Genomic DNA, 17,922 nt, shown 5'->3' with positions numbered 1-17,922 from the left:
TCGACAGTGTGCTGCCACCTGGCGTAGTAGGACCCGAGGTGTTTATCGGTATTTCCACGGGTGCCCGAAACACTCCTGCCGCCCGGTGTCAAATCCACCTCCATTTCGGCGCACTCAGCGGGTGTTTCGTTCACCTCGCGTGAGCGGTGGGTAAAGTGGCGCCTCGTGGCACGACTTTTTGGAACCGACGGAGTGCGCGGTGTGGCCAACCAGGACCTCACCGCCGAACTGGCCCTCGACCTCTCGGTCGCGGCCGCCCACGTCCTGGGTGAGGCCGGCGCTTTCGGGCACCGCCAACCCACCGCGTTGGTGGCACGCGACCCTCGCGCTTCGGGCGAGTTTCTCGAGGCGGCCGTATGCGCTGGTCTGGCAAGCGCAGGTGTCGATGTCCTGCGCGTGGGTGTCATCCCGACGCCGGCGGCTGCCTACCTCGTCAACGAGTACCGCACCGACCTCGGTGTCATGCTGTCGGCATCTCACAATCCCATGCCGGACAATGGCATCAAGTTCTTCTCCCGCGGGGGCGTGAAGCTCCCCGACGACCTCGAGGACGCCATCGAGGAGCGCATGGGGGAGCCGTGGGCCCGACCCATCGGTGACAAGGTTGGACGCATCCGTTACACCCCAACGGCCGTCGACACCTACGTCGACCACTTGGTGCGTTCCCTGCGTCAGCAGGACACCCTCAAGGGGCTCAAGATCGTCCTCGACACCGCAAACGGCGCCTCCTACTACACCGCCTCGGCCGCCTTCCAGGCCCAGGGCGCGGATGTCATCGCGATCCACGACCAGCCGGACGGCCTCAACATCAACGAGGGCTGCGGTTCCACCCACCCGGAGAAATTGCAGGCCAAGGTCGTGGAGGTCGGAGCCGACATGGGCCTGGCCTTCGACGGTGATGCCGATCGCTGTTTGGCCGTGGACCATGAGGGCAACATCATCGACGGGGACCACATCCTTGCCATCCTCGCCCTTGCCCTCCAGGAGGACCATCGTCTGGCCTCCAACACCGTCGTGGCGACGATCATGAGCAACCTCGGTCTCATCATCGCGATGCGCGAGCATGACATTCACGTCGACCAGACCAAGGTTGGTGACCGCTACGTGCTCGAGTCGATGAACGCCAACGGTTTCTCCCTCGGTGGTGAGCAGTCCGGTCACGTCATCATGAGCGAGTTCGCCACCACCGGCGATGGTGTCCTCACTGGCCTGCATCTGGCGGCCCGCGTTGCCCGCACCGGCAAGACCCTCAAGGAGCTCGCTGCGGTGATGACTCGCCTGCCTCAGGCCCTCATCAACGTGCGCGGGGTCGACAAGCTGCGTGCCGGCATCGACCCGGACGTCACCAAGGCCGTCGCTGATGCCAACCAGAAGCTCGGGGACACCGGCCGTGTCGTGCTGCGCCCCTCGGGCACCGAGCCGGTCGTGCGTGTCATGGTCGAGGCCGCCACTCAGGAGGAGGCCGACCGAATCTGTTCCGAGTTGGCCGAGACGGTCAAGAATTGTCTGGCCCTGTGAGGCTGTGACCATGGCATTGTTTCGTCGCCGCCTTGATGCCGATCTCGCGGGTCTGGATGTTGGGGCGGCGAACCGGCTGCGTGCCATGGTCGAGGAGTCCCTGGCGGCCTTGGGGATCGACGCGAAGGTCGAAGGCGATCATGCCGTCACCTCTGTGGGTGAGATCCCGTTGGCACCGGTGGCCGCCGAGCTTGACGGCCATGATCGCCGGGATTGGCAGTGCATTGTCGACGAGCTCGTCACGCGCATGGTGCGTTCCCTCCTCGAGGGGGCGACCCGTCTGACCGACGCCACCCTCGCTGAACATGTCGTTGTGAAGATACTGGGGGATCGGGAGCGCGCCGGGCGCAGTTTCGATTACGCGCGTCCCTTGATCTCCACTGTGACGGGCGCCCAGGTCCCCGGGCTGGTGGTTGCCCTGGCGTGGTTCGACGACGAGGTCGAGCTTCTCAACGACGCTGCCCTGGCCGAGATCGACGATCTGGACTCCGCCTACCGTCGTGGCTCGCAGCGGTTGGCGACCGTATTGGCCGAGGATCTCGGCGTCACCCGCGAGGGCAACATCGTCACCGTCACCGGGTCGTCCTGGCTGGTGTCCTCGTGGCCGCTCGCCGCAGGGGCAGGTCAGCCCATCGTCGATGAATTGGGACATGACGTCCTCGTCGGGATTGAGTCCCCAGACACGGTGCTCGTCACGGCAATCGGTCACGCCCCCGAGCTGGACTCTGCCTTGTCGCCGTCGCGGATCGCCGACCCCTTTGCCTGGCACATCGGCTGAACAGCCTCCACGGCCCGGTCCGTCCGACGTCGCTCAGACCTTGCGGATCCACACGTTGCGGACCTCGTGGTCGGGCCCCTTGTGGAGGATCGCGGTGGCTCGCCCTCGGGTGGGCAGCACGTTTTGCACGAGGTTCGGGCCGTTGATGGTGTTCCAGATCTCTGTGGCCACGGAAATGGCCTCGTCATCGGGCATGCGTGCGTAATCGCCGAAGAAGGAGTCCGGATCGGTGAACGCGGTTTGGCGCAGGGTGAGGAATCTGTTGATGTACCACCGAATGATGTCGGTCTCCTCGGCGTCGACGTACACCGAGAAGTCGAAGAAGTCGCTCAGTGCCAGCCCCATCGCCCCGTTGCTGCGGCGACGCGGTGGTTGCAGGACATTGAGTCCCTCGATGATGAGGACGTCGGGTTGGCGGACGACGAGTTGCTGGCCAGGGACGATGTCGTAGGTGACGTGGGAGTACACCGGGGCCGTGACCTCGGGCATGCCGGATTTCACGTCGACGACGAATTTCAGCAGGGCCTTGCGGTTGTAGGACTCCGGGAAGCCTTTTCGCGACAGCAGGCCGCGTTCCTCGAGAACTTTGTTGGGGTAGAGGAACCCATCGGTGGTCACCAGATCGACGACCGGGCGTCGGGGGGAGCGCCCCATCAATTCCTGTAGCAGGCGGGCCACGGTGGACTTACCGACCGCCACCGATCCGGCGATCCCGATGATGAACGGGGTGCGTCGCATGCCGTGGCGGGTGAGTTGGAGGAAGTTGTTGGAGGCGTCGAACAGGGCGCCGGTGTGCATGCAGTACAGGTGGATGAGCTGGGTCAGCGGCCGGTACACCTCGACGACGTCGCGGTGACTCGTGGGGTCGCCGAGGCCGCGGATGCGATCCAGGGTGGCCTCGTCGATGTTGATCTCGGTGGAATCGGCGAGGGCGGCCCAGGACTCCCGCGACAATTCGATGAACGGACCGGGTTCGGTGTTGTCGTCGTCTGCGGGAGCAGGTGGGGTGAGATTCACGGTGGACACCTCATCGTGGCTGTACATGACGTCGAATGACTGTACTCATCTCGGGGCGCCATGCGCAGCTGAATGTGCTGATGGCGCAGCCCCGCAGGACTGCGCCGTCAGTGTTGCGAGTGGACAGGATCAGCCGAGGAAGGGCTGTGGGGCACAGACCACCGGCTTGGCCTGGTCAGGGTCCAGGGCGTTGACAGCCATCTGGTACACGTTGACGTCGTAGGTGAAGTTGATGTGGCTGGCGTGGTCAGAGGGGCAGATGTTCTGGACCAGGATGTTCGTGACGCCGGGCTCGTACAGGAAGGCGTTGGTGAACGGCACCACGGTGTCGTCGTAGCGTCCCTCGATGATTGTGTACTTGATGCCGGGACGGGTCACCGGGCCGTTGCCGTACAGCTCCTTGTTGAAGCGCGACGAGCCGAGTTGCTGCTCGTAGCTGGCGATGTTGGCCTTGGCGAAGGCGGTCTCGATCTGCTCGTGCTTGGTCTGGTCAACGGCCTTGTTGACAAACGCGGAGACGGCCTTCGGGCCAACGCCGTGGTTCGACGGGGCAAGGGCGATGAGCTTGTCGACCTTCTTGTCGCCGCCGAGTTTGGTGATGTAGTAGTTCGGCAGCGGGCCACCACCTTGGGACCATCCGATGATGTCGACCTTCGTAGACCCGGTGGCCTCGAGGATGCGATCGACGAACCCGGCGACGGCCTTGGCGGAGACTCGGATGTCACCGGTGTAGGCGAAGTTCGGCAGTGCTTTCAGCCCGTTGAAGTTCGGGGAGAAGACGCAGTACCCGAGTTTGGTGAGCTTCGGGGAGTACATCGACCAGGATGCGTAGGCGTCGGAGTTGGTGCCGGGAAGCAGGACGACGGGATTGTCGCCCTCGCGCGGCTTGCAGCCGAAGTCGTTGGCTCCCTGGGGGTTCGTACCGGGGTGGGCCAAGGAGTAGAGGGATGCGGGGTAGGTGAACAGCTTCTGGGGTCCGTTGCCAGCAGACGGAATGCCATCCGGGCTGCCGGGCATGGTGATCTCGGGTGGAACCGGGGCGTCGCCTTCGACGGCATGGGCCGGGGCGGCTGACACGCCTGCGAAGGCGGTGGCCGCGACGGTGGTCAGGGAGGCCAGGATTGCTGCGAACTTCTTTGATCTCATGCGTTTCCTCAATCGTGCGTCGGTGCAGGATGTCCAAGAGCCTATGAATCGGCGGGGGCATGAGCGGTTGTGCAGCTGTAAAACCGGCTATTCGTGCATGGAGCCACCTAGTGGTGTGGTCATATCGGCAGACGTTGTGGTTCGCCAAACGCTCACGATTCGTGTACGTTTCTTGCCATGTGTGGAATTGTTGGTTATTGCGGCCATCGACAGGCTGAACGCGTCATCATCGACGGACTCCGACGTCTCGAGTACCGAGGATATGACTCAGCGGGAGTCGCTGTCGTGGCGAATGGAACCCTGCATCGGGCGAAGAAATCAGGCAAGTTGACCAATCTCGAGGACGAGCTCACCGCGCATCGCCTGCCGGAGTCCAACCAGGGCATCGGCCACACTCGCTGGGCGACCCACGGCGCCCCGACTGACGAGAACGCCCACCCCCACCTGTCCTTCGACGGCCGGGTCGCCGTCGTCCACAATGGCATTATTGAAAACTTCGCCTCCCTGCGCGCCGAGCTCAAGGCCCAAGGCGTCACCTTCACCTCGGAGACCGACACCGAGACCGCCGCTCACATGCTCGCCCTGCACATGCAGCAGGGTTCCTCGCTGGCCGAGGCCATGGGTGCTGTCGCGTCTCGCCTCGAGGGCGCCTTCACCCTCGTGGCCGTCAGTGCCGACGCACCCGACACCGTCGTGGCTGCTCGTCGCAATTCGCCGCTGGTCGTCGGGCTGGGGCAGGGGGAGAACTTCCTTGCCTCCGACGTCGCGGCCTTCATCGAGCACACGCGCGAGGCCCTTGAACTGGGCCAGGATCAGGTCGTCGTCGTGACCTCTGACGACGTCACCGTCACTGATTTTGACGGCAACCCCAGCCAGGCTCGCCCCTACCACGTCGACTGGGATCTGTCGGCGGCCGAGAAACAGGGTCACGACTGGTTCATGCGCAAGGAAATCTTCGAGCAGCCGCGCGCCGTGGCTGACACCCTGCTGGGTCGCTGGTCCGACCGTGGCGAGTTGGTCCTCGACGAAATCCGAATCAGCCCGGAGGACCTGCGACGCATCACCAAGATCGTCGTGGTGGCCTGCGGATCGTCCTACTACGCCGGCATGGTCGCCAAGTACGCCATCGAGCACTGGACCCGCGTGGCCTGCGAGGTCGACCTGGCCAGCGAGTTCCGCTACCGCGACCCGATCATTGACCCGACGACGCTGGTCGTGACGATCTCCCAGTCCGGTGAGACCGCTGACACCCTCATGGCCATCCGGCACGCTCGTGAGCAGCATGCCAAGGTCATCGCCATCTGCAACACCAATGGTGCGACGATTCCGCGCGAGTCCGACGCCGTCATCTACACCCACGCCGGCCCGGAGATCGGCGTCGCCTCGACCAAGGGATTCCTCACCCAGGTCGTCGCCTGCTACCTCCTGGGCCTCTACCTGGCCCAGGTGCGCGGCATGAAGTACGGCGACGAGATTCACGCCGTGATGTCCGAGCTCGATGAGATGCCGGGCAAGATCCAAGAGGTCCTCGACGACATCGAGCCGGTCTACGAGCTGGCCCGAGTCATGGCCAAGGAGGAGGAAGCGGTCTTCTTCCTGGGACGCCACGTCGGTTACCCGGTGGCCCTGGAGGGTGCTCTCAAACTCAAGGAGATCGCCTACATGCACGCTGAGGGCTTCGCTGCCGGTGAGCTCAAGCACGGCCCGATCGCCGTCATCGAGGAGGGCACCCCGGTCTTCGTCGTCGTCCCACCCAAGGGCCGCGACCAGCTTCACGACAAGGTGGTGTCCAACATTCAGGAGATCCGTGCCCGTGGCGCCAGGACGATCGTGCTGGCCGAGAAGGGGGACGAGGACGTCAGGCTATACGCCGACACCTTCATCGCCCTGCCGCCCTGCTCGACCCTGCTGCAGCCGCTGGTGGCCGCCGTCCCCCTGCAGGCCTTCGCCTGTGAATTGGCCACCGCCAAGGGGCACGACGTCGACCAGCCGCGCAATCTCGCGAAGTCCGTCACGGTGGAGTGATCTTGACACGAGCCTTTGTGATGCTCGGTCAGTAGCGCTATAGTAATCACGACATATTCTTTTCTACGGCGTGCGGTAACGCGAACTCATCGCGTTACCGCACGTTTTTGTACACGTTGTTTGTAGATGCACTGCAACGGTGGGCACGATGCACCACATACCCTTGAGTCGTGATCATGGGAATCGGGGTCGACGTCTGCGATGTCTCCAGGTGGCAGGCTGCTGCCGCGCGTCATCCGGGGATGGTCCGCAAGGTTCTCACCGAGGCCGAGGCTGCGACGCCATCGCGCTCCCAGGCTGCCCGGTTTGCCGCCAAGGAAGCCTTGTACAAGGCATTGGGCGGGGGAGACGGGCTGTCCTGGCATGACTGTGAGGTGGTGTCCGACGGCGGGCTTCCGCGGTTTGAACTGCGCGGCTCGTTGGCGCGACGGGTCTTGGACCTGGGGGTGGCTCGGGTTCACCTGTCGCTGAGTCATGACGCTGGCGTGGCCGTGGCCATGGTGGTTTGCGAGGGATGAGTCGCGCCTCGAATACCCACTCCTCTCACCGTGGTTGAATGACAGTCAATCCGCAGTGAGAACCCCGATCGGGGTGGAGGTATCGTCATGGCACTTGTCTGCACCGCTGAGGCCACCCGAGCCGCTGAGCAGAGGTGGTTCGACGCCCACCCCGGACGCGACCTCATGGACGTAGCCGCCCACGCCGTGGCTCGCAAGGCCCAGGAACTGCTTTTGGATGGAGCCGTCGGTGATGTGGTGCCGGACTGGGTGGCGACGCAGTGTGTCCTCGTCCTGGTGGGCGGGGGAAACAATGGTGGCGACGGACTCTTCGCGGCCGCTGTCCTGGCCCGGCGTGGCTGGCGAGTCGAAGTGGCCCAGGTCATGGGCCAGCCCCACGAGGCCGGGATGGCTGCGGCGTTGGAGGCCGGTTGTCTTCGTATCCCCCTCGGAGAGGTCACCACGCACTCCTACGACCTCGCCATTGACGCCGTCCTCGGAATTGGCGGACGCCCCGGCATCCCGCAATCCCTTGAGCGCATCGATGCCTGGCTGCGTGAGCGTCAGATCCCGGTGCTGTCAGTTGACCTTCCATCAGGACTGGACGCCGACTCCGGCGACGTCGAGTCTTGCATCCACGCCACCCACACCTTGACCTTCTCCAGTCTCAAGTGGTGCCATATCGCGCATCCGGCCGCGAGATTCTGCGGTCAGTTGGAGGTTCATGACATTGGCCTGGACCTCGTCGACGATGACGGGGATGCACCTGAAGGAGTCGACGATTACTGCGATCTGGCCGAGATGGCCGCGCTCTGGCCGGTACCTGGTGCCCTCGACGACAAGTACTCCCGCGGAGTCGTCGGTATCGACACCGGATCCGAGCAGTTCCCCGGTGCAGCGATTCTGGGCGTCCTCGGAGCACTGCGCAGCGGCCCTGGAATGGTGCGATTCGCCGGACCATCCGCCATCATGGCCTTCATTCTCAGCCGCGCTCCCTCCGTCGTCATTGGGGAAGGACGAGTGCAGGCCTGGGTGCTGGGTTCTGGCTGGGGCTCCCATGACGACAACGCCGACCGGTTCATCCAGCGGGCTTCTGACGGCGTCCCCCTTGTCATCGACGCCGATGCCCTCAGCCTCCTGCCCGCGCAATTGCCAGCCGGATGTCTGCTCACCCCGCACGCCGGCGAGCTGGCCCAGATGCTGCGGATTGAGCGTAGCCAGGTGGAAGCCGACCCACGGTCGGCGGCCGTCCGTGCAGCTCAGCGCTTTGGCGCCACGGTCCTGGTGAAGGGTTCGATCCAGTGGGTGGCACGTCCCGACGGCACCGTCCGGGCTGCTCTGCCGGGCCCGGCATGGACGGCTCAGGCGGGGTCTGGGGATGTGCTGGCTGGTATGTGCGGCACTCTCATGGCTGCGGGTCTGGATGCTGCTGACGCGGCTCTGTGCGCTGCGGGGATGCAGGCGGCCACGGCGATGTCCATGCCTGGCCCGTACGCTCCTGACCAGATTGCCGAGTTGCTGCCCGGGGTCGTGACGACGGTCGTGGGCCGCTGACCAGGCCCGCTGCGCGAACGGGTCTCTCGGAAGCGTCGAAAGGGCACAATTCCCCGGGGCAGGATCGTTGTCAGAGGGCGGCGCGCATCGTCGTCGAGCGTCCGGCCAGCCGGATCGCTGCCTCATAATGCTCGACGAGTTCGCTGCACAGGTTCTGCCAGGTGCGGTTCTCGATCGAGGCTCGCGCAGCCGCACCCATGGCACGACGTTTGTAATCGTCGCCAACAAGGTCGACGACTCGAGAGCGGAAGTCGGTCATGTCGCCGGGCTCGTAGAGCCATCCGGTGCGCGACGGGTCGATGAGGTCGATCGGACCGCCCTTGCGGGGGCTGATGACTGGGATGCCACAGGCCTTGGCCTCCTGGACGGCCTGGCAGAAGGTCTCGAGCTCTCCGGTGGAACAGAAGACGTCCATGCTGGCGACCGCGCGGGGAAGGTCCTCTCCACCCAGACCACCGGTGAAGATCGCACTGGGTAGCTGCTTCTCCAGTTCGGCGCGGGCCGGACCATTTCCGACGATGACGAGTTTGGTGTTGGGAATATCCGCCAGGTTCGCCATGTCAGCGACACGCTTCTCGGCGGCAAGTCGTCCCATGTATCCGACGACGACCTCACCATTGGGTGCCCACTCGTCGTGGAGTTCCTGGGAGCGCTTGGACGGATTGAAACGCACCTTGTCGACGCCGCGACCCCAGATGCCCACACGTGGCACTCCGTGGCTGACGAGTTGATCGCGGGAGAAAGTGGACGGCGCGTAGGTCGCGACTGCCAGGGAGTGGATTTGTCGGACTCGGTACCAGCCGTAGAACTCCAGCTTGCCGAGGCCGTACCGGCCGGCGTAGGAGGGGACGTCAGTCTGGTAGATGGCGACTGCCGGAATCGAGAGGGAGGCTGCGGCAAGTGCGCCCTTGTATCCGATCATGAAGGGGGCAGCCAGGTGGACGACGTCCGGTTTGAACTCGGCGAGGTAGCGCTCCATGGTCCACTGGGGGCTGGTGGAGACGCGGACATCTTGGTATCCCGGCCAGTGCAGGGATGCCAACGGGATGACGGGGAATCCGGCGTATTCGCGGGGGGTCTGGGCATCGCCGGGAGCGAGCACGAGGGCCTCGTGGCCGTTGTCGCGCAGGTGCTCCAGCACACGCAGGACCGAGTTCGTCACTCCATTGACCTGGGGAAGGAATGACTCCGTGATGATCGCAACACGCACAACTTCATGGTAGCTGTGGCGCGCGACACCTTGGCGGGGTCGCGGTATCGAGGTGGTGAACGTGGGGTGACGAGATCGCCGTCACCGGGGGACTCGCGTGGGTCACGTCGGTCGATTTCGTCGATACGACCTTGTTCGGTAGAGTGTCGATGTTGGCAACGGCCCGACGTGCGCGGGCCCATGATGCGTTTCAGTTGCTCGATGTGCCCCTGGGGCATGACGGAGCCACCGGCTTCGGTTCTTCTGCATTCACCTGCACAGCAGCTATTCGCCCAGCCATCGAGACAGACAAGCAATCCAGGATTCCATCACCGAGACCCGTTGGGTCTGGTGTGTCGTGGTCAGATTCCGCGACCCCGTGTAGTGACGCCGCGCCTTCATGTGCGGTGACGTGGGTCGTCAGCGCCCGAGGAATCCGCCCATCGTGAGGGATGACCCCATTGAGCAACAAGAAACGCAACCCCAAGTCCTTCAAGGCCGACGGCACCCCGAAGCGTCGCTGGACCGCCGCTGAGCGCGCAGCCCGCGGCCACAAGCCCCGCACCAGGGGAGGGGTCCGCAACGGTCACACCGATTCTCGTGGCCGCAACTTCGAGGCGTGGACACCCCGTGAGGACTCCCCCCGTGATGAGGGGCGAGTTGGCATGGACCGTCGGTCCTCCCAGGATCGACGCGGCCGAGGTGAGTGGTCCGATCGTCGGGATGACCGTCGCTATGACCGTCGTGATGGTGACCGACGTCGTGATGATCGTTGGGATCGTCGCGATGATCGTCGTCATGACCGTCGCTGGTCCGATGACGGCGAGTTCCGCCCCCACACGTCGCGTCGCCCCAACAACCACGCCAACCGCGACTGGAAGCGCGACGATCGTCGCAACTCGACGTGGGACCGTGATGACTGGCGCGATGATCGCGGGGACGACCGCCGCCGTGCGGGCCGTGGGGATTACGGAAAGCGCGATGATCGCGGCTACCGTGGCGACCGAGATCGTCGGACCTTCCAGAAGAACCGCGACTGGCGCGATGACCGCGGGGATGATCGTCGCCGTGACCGTCGTGATGGTGACCGTCGCCGGGACGATCACTGGGCACAGCGTCGGGATGATCGCCGCCACGAGGATCGCCGTCATGACGACTGGCACGCCGATCACGACGACGCCGACACCATGGATTGGAAGGCCACGGAGCTGACCGATCTCGACGTCTCCGGCATCGACCACGAGGGCGGGTTCTCGGCCCTCGGCGTTCCCGACGAAATCGTCGCCGCCCTGGCCGCCACGGGCATCACCGATCCCTTCCGTATCCAGATCGCCGCGATTCCGGACGCCATCGCCGGGCGTGACGTGTTGGGTCGTGCGTCCACGGGTTCGGGTAAGACCCTGGCCTTCGGTGTTCCGCTGCTGTCGCGTCTGTCGACTGAGCCGCGCGAGGACAAACGTCCCCGCGCCCTCATCCTGTCTCCCACCCGCGAGCTGGCCATGCAGATCGCCGACGTGCTCTCCCCGCTGGCCTCGTCAATGGGCTTGTCGACCATCCTCATTGCTGGTGGCATGAGTTACGGCCCGCAGACCAAGGCCTTCAAGAAGGGTGTTGATCTCGTCGTCGCCACCCCCGGACGCCTCGTCGACCTGCTCGAGACTGGCGACGCGGACCTGTCCGGCATCGCGGTGACCGTCCTCGACGAGGCCGATCACATGGCCGAACTGGGATTCATGGAGGCCGTCGGGGCGATCCTCGACGCCGTTCCCGCCGAGGGGCAGCGCCTCCTTTTCTCGGCCACCCTCGACGGTGCCGTCAACAAGCTGGTTAAGGGCTACATGCACGACCCGGTCACTCACGAGATCGACTCCGACAAGGGATCGGTCTCGACAATGACCCACCACGCCTTCCAGATCAAGCCGCACGAGAAGGTCGGGCTCATGTGCGAGATCGCCAACCGCAGCGGTCACACCATCATCTTTGCCCGTACTCAGCGCGGCGCCTCTCGGATGGCCGATCAGATGCGTGAGGCCGGTGTCATGGCTGGCGCCCTGCACGGTGGACTGACCCAGGGTGCTCGTGCCCGCGTGCTGGCGGCCTTCAAGGACGGCTCCCTGCCGGTTCTGGTCGCCACTGACGTTGCTGCTCGCGGTATTGACGTCGACGACGTCACCTTGGTGCTGCAGGTTGACCCGCCGATGAACTCCAAGGACTACCTGCACCGTTCCGGTCGTACCGCTCGCGCCGGACATGACGGGGCCGTCGTCTCCCTCATCCTGCCCCACCAGCGTCGCACCATGTCGCGTCTGTACCGTCAGGCTGGGGTGAAGCCGGTCGAGGCCCAGGTCATGATCGGTGACGATCACGTCGCCGAGGTCGCCGGTTGCAGCCCGACCCTGGGCGCCCCGATCGACGAGAAGGACTACGAGGCCCTCGTTGCTCCCAAGCAGCAGCGCGGCAAGAAGTCCCGGGACGGCAAGCCGGGCCGTGGCAAGGGCGGACGCAATCGTGGCGGGCGAGGCTACGACCGGGATCGTCGCGGTGGCCGCGGCCATGACCGTGACCATGAGTCCCGTGGTCATGGACATGGCCAGGATGGACGTCGTCGCGACATCGAGTCCAAGTACGGTCGCTCGGGCAACGACACCTGGTGAGGTTCAGCCGGCGGGCAACGGGTGGTTCGGGCATGTCGAGAGCACCCGAACCATCGCGTTGCGTTCCGCCGGGGTGACCCAGAGCTGGTACTTCTTCTTCACGGCGATCTGACGAGACACGTAGTCACAGCGGTATGACTTGTTTGGTGGAAGCCACGTTGCCGCATCCCCAGCCCCCTTTTGCTGGTTGGCCTGCCCTTCGACGGCCAGCAGGTTGAGGGGGTCGTTGGCCAGCGCTTGACGTCGGTCCATCGGTAACTGTTGGGCCCCGGTGACCCATGCGTTGCCCAGCGCGACAACATGGTCGATCTGCACGACGGCCGAGGTTTCGCGACCGCGTTTCCAGGTGATCGTCCGGCCCGTGTAGGGGTCGTTCAACTCCCCGGAGATCACCTGGCACCGGCTTCCGGCTTTCAATCTCGCCCCCACCAGGTCGCGAGTTAGGGCGTCGTCGCGGGTGCCGCATCCGTTGTGTCCCCACGGGCGAGTCAGAACAGGATCGGAGTCGTCGCTCCAGGCCTGACCGAACTGTTCGCGGGAATACCCCGTCATGGGGGCACGTCCCTTGACGGGCAACTGTCCGAGAACCTCGGCTGACTGCCCGTAGGCCGTCGACCCCTCATGGGGTACCGCCCGCCGGTACACGCCGACGAGGGCCACCGACGCGACGACAAGTAGCACCAACCAGGCCCACCATCGACGTGTCCTCGTCGCCATGCCATCACCCTCTCATCCTTGAGACCCGGCGCTCTTTCACCGGTGGCTTGACGCTACTCCCGACGACCGACCCAGCAGAAGGGTTGAGGCGACCACGTCTGCCACACCTCATCAGTGGTGGCGCTGGGACGACGAAGACCGGGCGCGGTTCGGGGGACTATCCTCATCCCTTGTGGATGAACAGACCCGCCCGCAGGACGTGACCCCGGAACTGTCGGTCGCAACTGGTGAGGAAGCCGCCGACCTGGCCCGAGCCCTCAACCTCGACGAGACGACCGTGTCCACCTGGTTGGCCCAAGGCATCGTCATCACGGCACGTCGCGGCGATGCAACTGTCGGCCTGGCCCATCTCATCAACGACCGTGGCCACGCCGAGGTCGCTGATCTCATACTGGCCTCCCCCGACGCCGACATCACCGCAGCCCTCATCCAAGGTGCCGAGCAGATCGCCACCGACCTGGAATCGCCCATTCTCGTCGTCTCGGGAGTGGCGTCAGCTCCCAGCCCCGCCTATCGCAGCGACGGCGACGAGTGGGTGCGCGTGCTGCCCACCCGCGTCGTCGTCCCCACGACGCAAGCCATGCACTCCTTCGGTGCCGCCCTGGCCGCCGAGCTCCGCGCCGGTGACATCGTGCTGGCCACCGGAGACCTGGGAGCTGGCAAGACGACCTTGGCCCAGGGGATCGGTTTGGGTCTGGGCGTCGAAGATCCGGTCATTTCCCCGACCTTCGTGCTGGCGAGACGCCATGCTGGGGCCGACGGTCGGCCAGGACTCGTCCACGTCGACGCCTACCGCCTCGGTTCGGCAGCCGAACTGGTCGACCTGGACCTCGACGAGACCATGGACCAGGCCGTCACCTTGATTGAGTGGGGAGCCGGTATCGCCGAGGACCTCGCCGGCTCCCACCTGGACATTGACATTCGCCGCAGCGGGGACCCCGCCGACGAGACCCGCGTGGTCTACCTGGAAGGTTTCGGACCTCGCTGGCGCGACGTCGACCTGTCGCCGCTGTCCGTACTTCCCCTTGATGCCACCTCAGAGGAGACCGGAGACAACAACTGATGAACACCATCGTTCTGGGAATCGACACCTCCACGGCTGTCAGCGTCGGTCTGGCACGCGGGTCCGAGGTGCTGGTCAGCCTGCACCACGACGATCCGCGCGCCCATGCTGAGCAGCTCATGCCCCTCATTCATCAGGCCTGCGAGCAGGCCGGGATCGCCCTGACCAACATCGGTGAGGTGGCCATCGGAGTCGGCCCCGGACCCTACACCGGCCTGCGCGTCGGGGTGGCTACCGGACGAGTGATCGCCCACCTGGCCGACCTCACCCCCCACCCGGTCTGCTCCCTCGACATCCTGGCCCGCCAATGGGCTGACGACGGCGTCGACGGGCAGTTCGTGGTCTGTACTGACGCCCGTCGTCACGAGCTGTACTGGGCCCGTTACGACGCCTCCGGTAACCGTCTCGACGGCCCCAACGTCACCGCTCCCGACGAACTACCCGAGGGGCTTCCAGTGGGCGGCCCGGGCTGCCCGGTCCGTGGCCTGACACCGACCCTCGGATCCCCGCAGCATCTGGACGCCGGGGTGCTCGCTGCGTCGTGGCAGACCATGCCCGACGTCGGTTTGGAGCCTCTCTACCTGCGCGATCCCGACGCCACCGTCCCGACGACCCGCAAAGCCACCCTGACCCCAACTCGGCTCACCCTGCCCGGCATCAAGCGATGATCAGATCCGCCAGCCCAGCCGATCTCGACGCCATCATGGCCGTCGAGCAGGCCAGCTTCGACCCGTCCCAGCAATGGTCGCGGACCTCCTGGGCCGAGGAGATCTCCCCGGCCGACCACCGACTCACCCTCGTCGCCGGAGATGACGAGATCGCTGCCGTGGCCACCTTTCACGGTTTCGACGTCGCTGACCTCGACCGGATCATGGTCACGCCGGTGGCACGAGGGCAAGGACTGGCCGCCGACCTGCTTTCCCGTGGCATCGACTGGGCACGCTCCCGGGGATGCCGCACCATGATGCTGGAGGTGCGCCGCGACAATGCCCCGGCCATCTCCCTGTACCAACGCTTCGGCTTCGAGACCATTTCCCAGCGCCCCAACTACTACGGCGGCGGGGTCGACGCCCTCATCATGTCCGTCAACCTGCCCGCGACCACCATCGAGGAGAACCATGTCTGAACCGCTCATCCTGGGCATCGAGTCGTCCTGCGACGAGACCGGGGTCGGCATCGTCCGTGGCAACGACCTGCTCGCCAACGAGGTCGCATCCTCGATGGAGCAGCACGTGCGCTTCGGTGGGGTCGTCCCCGAGGTGGCCTCCCGCGCCCACCTGGAGGCCATCGTCCCGGTGCTGGACAAGGCCACAGCCACTGCCGGGGTGGACCTGTCTGAGCTCGACGGCATCGCCGTGACCGCCGGTCCGGGTCTGGCCGGAGCGCTGGTCGTCGGCTTGTCGGCTGCCAAGGCGTTGGCCAGCTGGCTCAACAAGCCGCTCTACGGCGTCAATCACCTGGCCGGACATGTCGCCGTCGATCTGCTTGAGCACGGCGACCTGCCGATGCCCTGTGGCGCCCTGCTCGTCTCGGGCGGTCACACCAGCCTGCTGCGGGTCAACGACATCGCGACCGACATCGTCGAGGTCGGTTCAACGATTGACGACGCCGCCGGTGAGGCCTACGACAAGGTTGCCCGCGTCCTCGGCCTGCCCTACCCAGGAGGCCCGGTCATCGACAAGGCTGCTGCCGAGGGTGATCCCAAGGCCATCCGCTTCCCGCGCGGGCTGACGGCCCGTCACGACATGATCAAGCACCGCTTCGACTACTCCTTCTCCGGTCTCAAGACGGCGGTGAGTCGGTGGGTCGAGACCCAGCAGCGCGACGGGGTCGAGTTCCGGGTGGCCGACGTCGCCGCCAGCTTCCAGGAGGCCGTTGCCGATGTGCTGACCGCCAAGGCCGTCGACATGTGCCAGGAATACGACCTTAAGCACTTCCTCATCGGTGGGGGAGTGGCGGCCAACTCGCGGTTGCGCACCCTGCTCGCTGAGCGGATGGCGGCCGCTGGGGTCGAGCTGCGACGCCCGCGTCCGGGGCTGTGCACCGACAATGGGGCGATGATCGCTGCCCTCGGTGTGCAGGTCGTCAAGGCGGGGCTGCCACCGTCGTCGATGGACATCTCCGCTGACTCTGGGCTGCCCATCGCGAAGGTGCTCGTCTGAGGCGACATATGGGGTGCGGACGCGACGCCGCTGGAGAACTGCTGGTCACAATCGGCTCGCAATGGGCCTCGCTGTGTCATCCTGTGAGGCATCAGTATTCGACAGGAATGGATGAGGAATGAGTGAACCCTTCGTTCTCGACGCCAGTTTCAGCGCATCTCGCGCCGAATCCTTCGCCCATGACGCCACCGGGCGGCTGGTACAGAATGCGGTGACCGGAACCGGAGCCGACACCGTCAGTCTGGATCGCACCGTGGTCAACGGCATCGACGAGACGACCTCCGAGCGATTGGATTCCTGGAAGGTCACCGACCAGAAGCACTCCGGGCGGTGCTGGGAATTCGCGGGGCTCAACGTTCTGCGCGCCAAGGTTATCGACGAGCTCAAGGTCGACAACCTCGAGTTCTCGCAGAACTACATTGCCTTTTTCGACAAGCTCGAGAAGGCCAACCACACCCTTGCTCGCGCCATCGCCACGGCGTCCCACGACGCAGACGCGGAAGAGGTGCGCTCCATCATGAACTACCCTGCCGAGGACGGCGGATGGTGGATGCAGTTCACCGATCTGGTGGCCAAGTACGGCGTAGTACCCTCCTGGGCCATGCCCGACACCGAGTCGGCTGGCAACACCCTGCAGATGAACCGCGCCCTGTCGACGGTGTTGCGTCGAGCCATCGGAAAAATCCGCGACGCCGCCACCAATTCCGACCTCAACGAGGGAGCCTCTCAGATGGAGGCCGCCCGTAGCGAGGCCTTGGACGCTGTGTGGAAGATCCTCGCGATCCATCTTGGCACCCCACCCACCAGCTTCACCTGGCAGTACCGCGACAAGGACAAGAACTTCCACCGCAAGGGCACCTACACCCCGCTGGAGTTCGCCCACGAGATCGTGCCGCAGGCTTTCGAGCCGTGGGTCAGCCTCGGCCATGACCCGCGCGAGGAGCACCCGGTCGGGCGTACCTACGTCCACGAACACACCCCGTACATGGAAGGTGGCACCCCGTACTGGCACCTGTCGGTGGATTTGGACGTCATGAAGAAGGCGGTCATCGACTCCATCGCAGCCGGGGAGCCGGTCTGGTTCGCCTGCGACGTCAAGAAGCAGTTCGACAAGGACCTGGGTGTATGGGACGCCAACCTGCATGACTACGAGGCTCTGTACGGCGTCGACATGCAGATATCCAAGGCCGAGCGGTTGCGTCTGCGTGAGTCTGGTGGCACCCACGCCATGACCTTCGTCGGTGTGGACCTCGTTGACAGTGTCCCGGTGCGCTGGCGGGTCGAGAACTCGTGGGGCGACGAGGTCGGCAAGAAGGGATTCTTCACGATGAACGACTCGTGGTTCGACGAGTACGTCTACAACGTCATCGTGCCGCGCTCCCGGGTCTCCGAGGAGATCGCCAAGGCCTGTGACCAGGAGCCGATCGTCTTGCCCGAGCACGACATGATGTGAGTCTTCTGAGGCATCAAGCTGCCCGTCCGCGTATCTGCGGGCGGGCAGCTTTGTGTGTCGGATCCCTCATCGCGCGTGCAGAATCCGTTAAGTCAGGTAGCTGCTGCCATCTGGCGTGACAGGCCGACGTTGTTTTCCCGGGAGTACCA

Annotated in this window: 15 protein-coding genes; 11 read left to right on the top strand and 4 right to left on the bottom strand. The window is 65.1% G+C overall.

All coding sequences use genetic code 11. The features are described 5' to 3' along the window. Positions 1–165: 165 nt before the first annotated feature. Together glmM and O6R08_RS08155 are read left to right on the top strand one after the other, a co-directional pair. Positions 166–1,518 (top strand): phosphoglucosamine mutase, encoded by a 1,353-nt coding sequence (glmM, locus tag O6R08_RS08160; RefSeq protein WP_271417682.1) that lies wholly within the window; start codon positions 166–168, stop codon positions 1,516–1,518. Positions 1,519–1,603: 85 nt separating this feature from the next. Beyond that, positions 1,604–2,296, top strand: a complete 693-nt coding sequence (locus O6R08_RS08155) for a hypothetical protein (protein ID WP_271419325.1) — start codon at positions 1,604–1,606, stop codon at positions 2,294–2,296. A gap of 33 nt (positions 2,297–2,329) precedes the next feature. Here O6R08_RS08155 and coaA read toward each other — a convergent pair whose 3' ends face one another. Continuing rightward, complete coding sequence (gene coaA / locus O6R08_RS08150) at positions 2,330–3,313, bottom strand: type I pantothenate kinase (protein WP_271417681.1); 984 nt, start codon at positions 3,311–3,313, stop codon at positions 2,330–2,332. A gap of 129 nt (positions 3,314–3,442) precedes the next feature. Then, complete coding sequence (locus O6R08_RS08145; RefSeq protein WP_271417680.1) at positions 3,443–4,459, bottom strand: esterase/lipase family protein; 1,017 nt, start codon at positions 4,457–4,459, stop codon at positions 3,443–3,445. A 177-nt stretch (positions 4,460–4,636) separates the two neighbouring features. Between O6R08_RS08145 and glmS the strand changes: the two genes are divergently transcribed. From glmS to O6R08_RS08130, 3 genes are all read left to right on the top strand, one after another. After that, complete coding sequence (glmS, locus tag O6R08_RS08140; RefSeq protein WP_271417679.1) at positions 4,637–6,484, top strand: glutamine--fructose-6-phosphate transaminase (isomerizing); 1,848 nt, start codon at positions 4,637–4,639, stop codon at positions 6,482–6,484. A 170-nt stretch (positions 6,485–6,654) separates the two neighbouring features. Beyond that, positions 6,655–7,002, top strand: a complete 348-nt coding sequence (locus tag O6R08_RS08135; protein WP_271417678.1) for a holo-ACP synthase — start codon at positions 6,655–6,657, stop codon at positions 7,000–7,002. 87 nt (positions 7,003–7,089) lie between these two features. Further along, on the top strand, positions 7,090–8,535 hold the full coding sequence (locus O6R08_RS08130) for an NAD(P)H-hydrate epimerase (protein ID WP_271417677.1): 1,446 nt from the start codon (positions 7,090–7,092) through the stop codon (positions 8,533–8,535). A 70-nt stretch (positions 8,536–8,605) separates the two neighbouring features. On the opposite strand, the gene O6R08_RS08125 is transcribed toward O6R08_RS08130, so the two are convergent. Further along, on the bottom strand, positions 8,606–9,745 hold the full coding sequence (locus O6R08_RS08125; RefSeq protein WP_271417676.1) for a glycosyltransferase family 4 protein: 1,140 nt from the start codon (positions 9,743–9,745) through the stop codon (positions 8,606–8,608). A gap of 1,166 nt (positions 9,746–10,911) precedes the next feature. Between O6R08_RS08125 and O6R08_RS08120 the strand changes: the two genes are divergently transcribed. Further along, positions 10,912–12,378, top strand: coding sequence for a DEAD/DEAH box helicase (locus O6R08_RS08120; protein ID WP_271419324.1), 1,467 nt, complete (start codon positions 10,912–10,914; stop codon positions 12,376–12,378). A gap of 3 nt (positions 12,379–12,381) precedes the next feature. Here O6R08_RS08120 and O6R08_RS08115 read toward each other — a convergent pair whose 3' ends face one another. Next, on the bottom strand, positions 12,382–13,062 hold the full coding sequence (locus O6R08_RS08115; RefSeq protein ID WP_271419323.1) for an HNH endonuclease family protein: 681 nt from the start codon (positions 13,060–13,062) through the stop codon (positions 12,382–12,384). 205 nt (positions 13,063–13,267) lie between these two features. Here O6R08_RS08115 and tsaE point away from each other — a divergent pair, with 205 nt between their 5' ends. From tsaE to O6R08_RS08090, 5 genes are all read left to right on the top strand, one after another. After that, entirely contained in the window at positions 13,268–14,158 is an 891-nt protein-coding gene (gene tsaE / locus O6R08_RS08110; RefSeq protein WP_271417675.1) for a tRNA (adenosine(37)-N6)-threonylcarbamoyltransferase complex ATPase subunit type 1 TsaE, read from the top strand. Then, entirely contained in the window at positions 14,158–14,826 is a 669-nt protein-coding gene (gene tsaB, locus O6R08_RS08105; protein WP_271417674.1) for a tRNA (adenosine(37)-N6)-threonylcarbamoyltransferase complex dimerization subunit type 1 TsaB, read from the top strand. Before tsaE ends, tsaB begins: the two co-directional genes overlap by 1 nt. Continuing rightward, complete coding sequence (gene rimI, locus O6R08_RS08100) at positions 14,823–15,284, top strand: ribosomal protein S18-alanine N-acetyltransferase (RefSeq protein WP_271417673.1); 462 nt, start codon at positions 14,823–14,825, stop codon at positions 15,282–15,284. The genes tsaB and rimI overlap by 4 nt, the downstream gene beginning before the upstream one ends. After that, positions 15,277–16,320 carry a tRNA (adenosine(37)-N6)-threonylcarbamoyltransferase complex transferase subunit TsaD gene (gene tsaD, locus O6R08_RS08095; protein WP_271417672.1) on the top strand — a complete coding sequence of 348 codons (1,044 nt, stop codon included), beginning with the start codon at positions 15,277–15,279 and terminating at the stop codon, positions 16,318–16,320. Before rimI ends, tsaD begins: the two co-directional genes overlap by 8 nt. A gap of 118 nt (positions 16,321–16,438) precedes the next feature. Then, positions 16,439–17,773: a C1 family peptidase gene (locus O6R08_RS08090; RefSeq protein WP_271417671.1), complete on the top strand. Its 1,335-nt coding sequence runs from the start codon at positions 16,439–16,441 to the stop codon at positions 17,771–17,773. Positions 17,774–17,922: the final 149 nt, after the last annotated feature.

Source organism: Cutibacterium equinum (assembly GCF_028021195.1).
Taxonomy (GTDB): domain Bacteria; phylum Actinomycetota; class Actinomycetes; order Propionibacteriales; family Propionibacteriaceae; genus Cutibacterium; species Cutibacterium equinum.
Note: the sequence above shows the minus strand (reverse complement) of the source record. Positions and strands in the feature narration are given on the sequence as shown.

Excerpts from the sequence above, each read along its gene's own strand:
- O6R08_RS08145 (WP_271417680.1), bottom strand. The coding sequence starts at position 4,459 with ATGAGATCAAAGAAGTTCGCAGCAATCCTGGCCTCCCTGACCACCGTC.
- tsaD (WP_271417672.1), top strand. The coding sequence starts at position 15,277 with ATGTCTGAACCGCTCATCCTGGGCATCGAGTCGTCCTGCGACGAGACC.
- rimI (WP_271417673.1), top strand. The coding sequence starts at position 14,823 with ATGATCAGATCCGCCAGCCCAGCCGATCTCGACGCCATCATGGCCGTC.
- O6R08_RS08130 (WP_271417677.1), top strand. The coding sequence starts at position 7,090 with ATGGCACTTGTCTGCACCGCTGAGGCCACCCGAGCCGCTGAGCAGAGG.
- O6R08_RS08120 (WP_271419324.1), top strand. The coding sequence starts at position 10,912 with ATGGATTGGAAGGCCACGGAGCTGACCGATCTCGACGTCTCCGGCATC.
- O6R08_RS08090 (WP_271417671.1), top strand. The coding sequence starts at position 16,439 with ATGAGTGAACCCTTCGTTCTCGACGCCAGTTTCAGCGCATCTCGCGCC.
- glmS (WP_271417679.1), top strand. The coding sequence starts at position 4,637 with ATGTGTGGAATTGTTGGTTATTGCGGCCATCGACAGGCTGAACGCGTC.
- O6R08_RS08155 (WP_271419325.1), top strand. The coding sequence starts at position 1,604 with ATGGTCGAGGAGTCCCTGGCGGCCTTGGGGATCGACGCGAAGGTCGAA.
- tsaB (WP_271417674.1), top strand. The coding sequence starts at position 14,158 with ATGAACACCATCGTTCTGGGAATCGACACCTCCACGGCTGTCAGCGTC.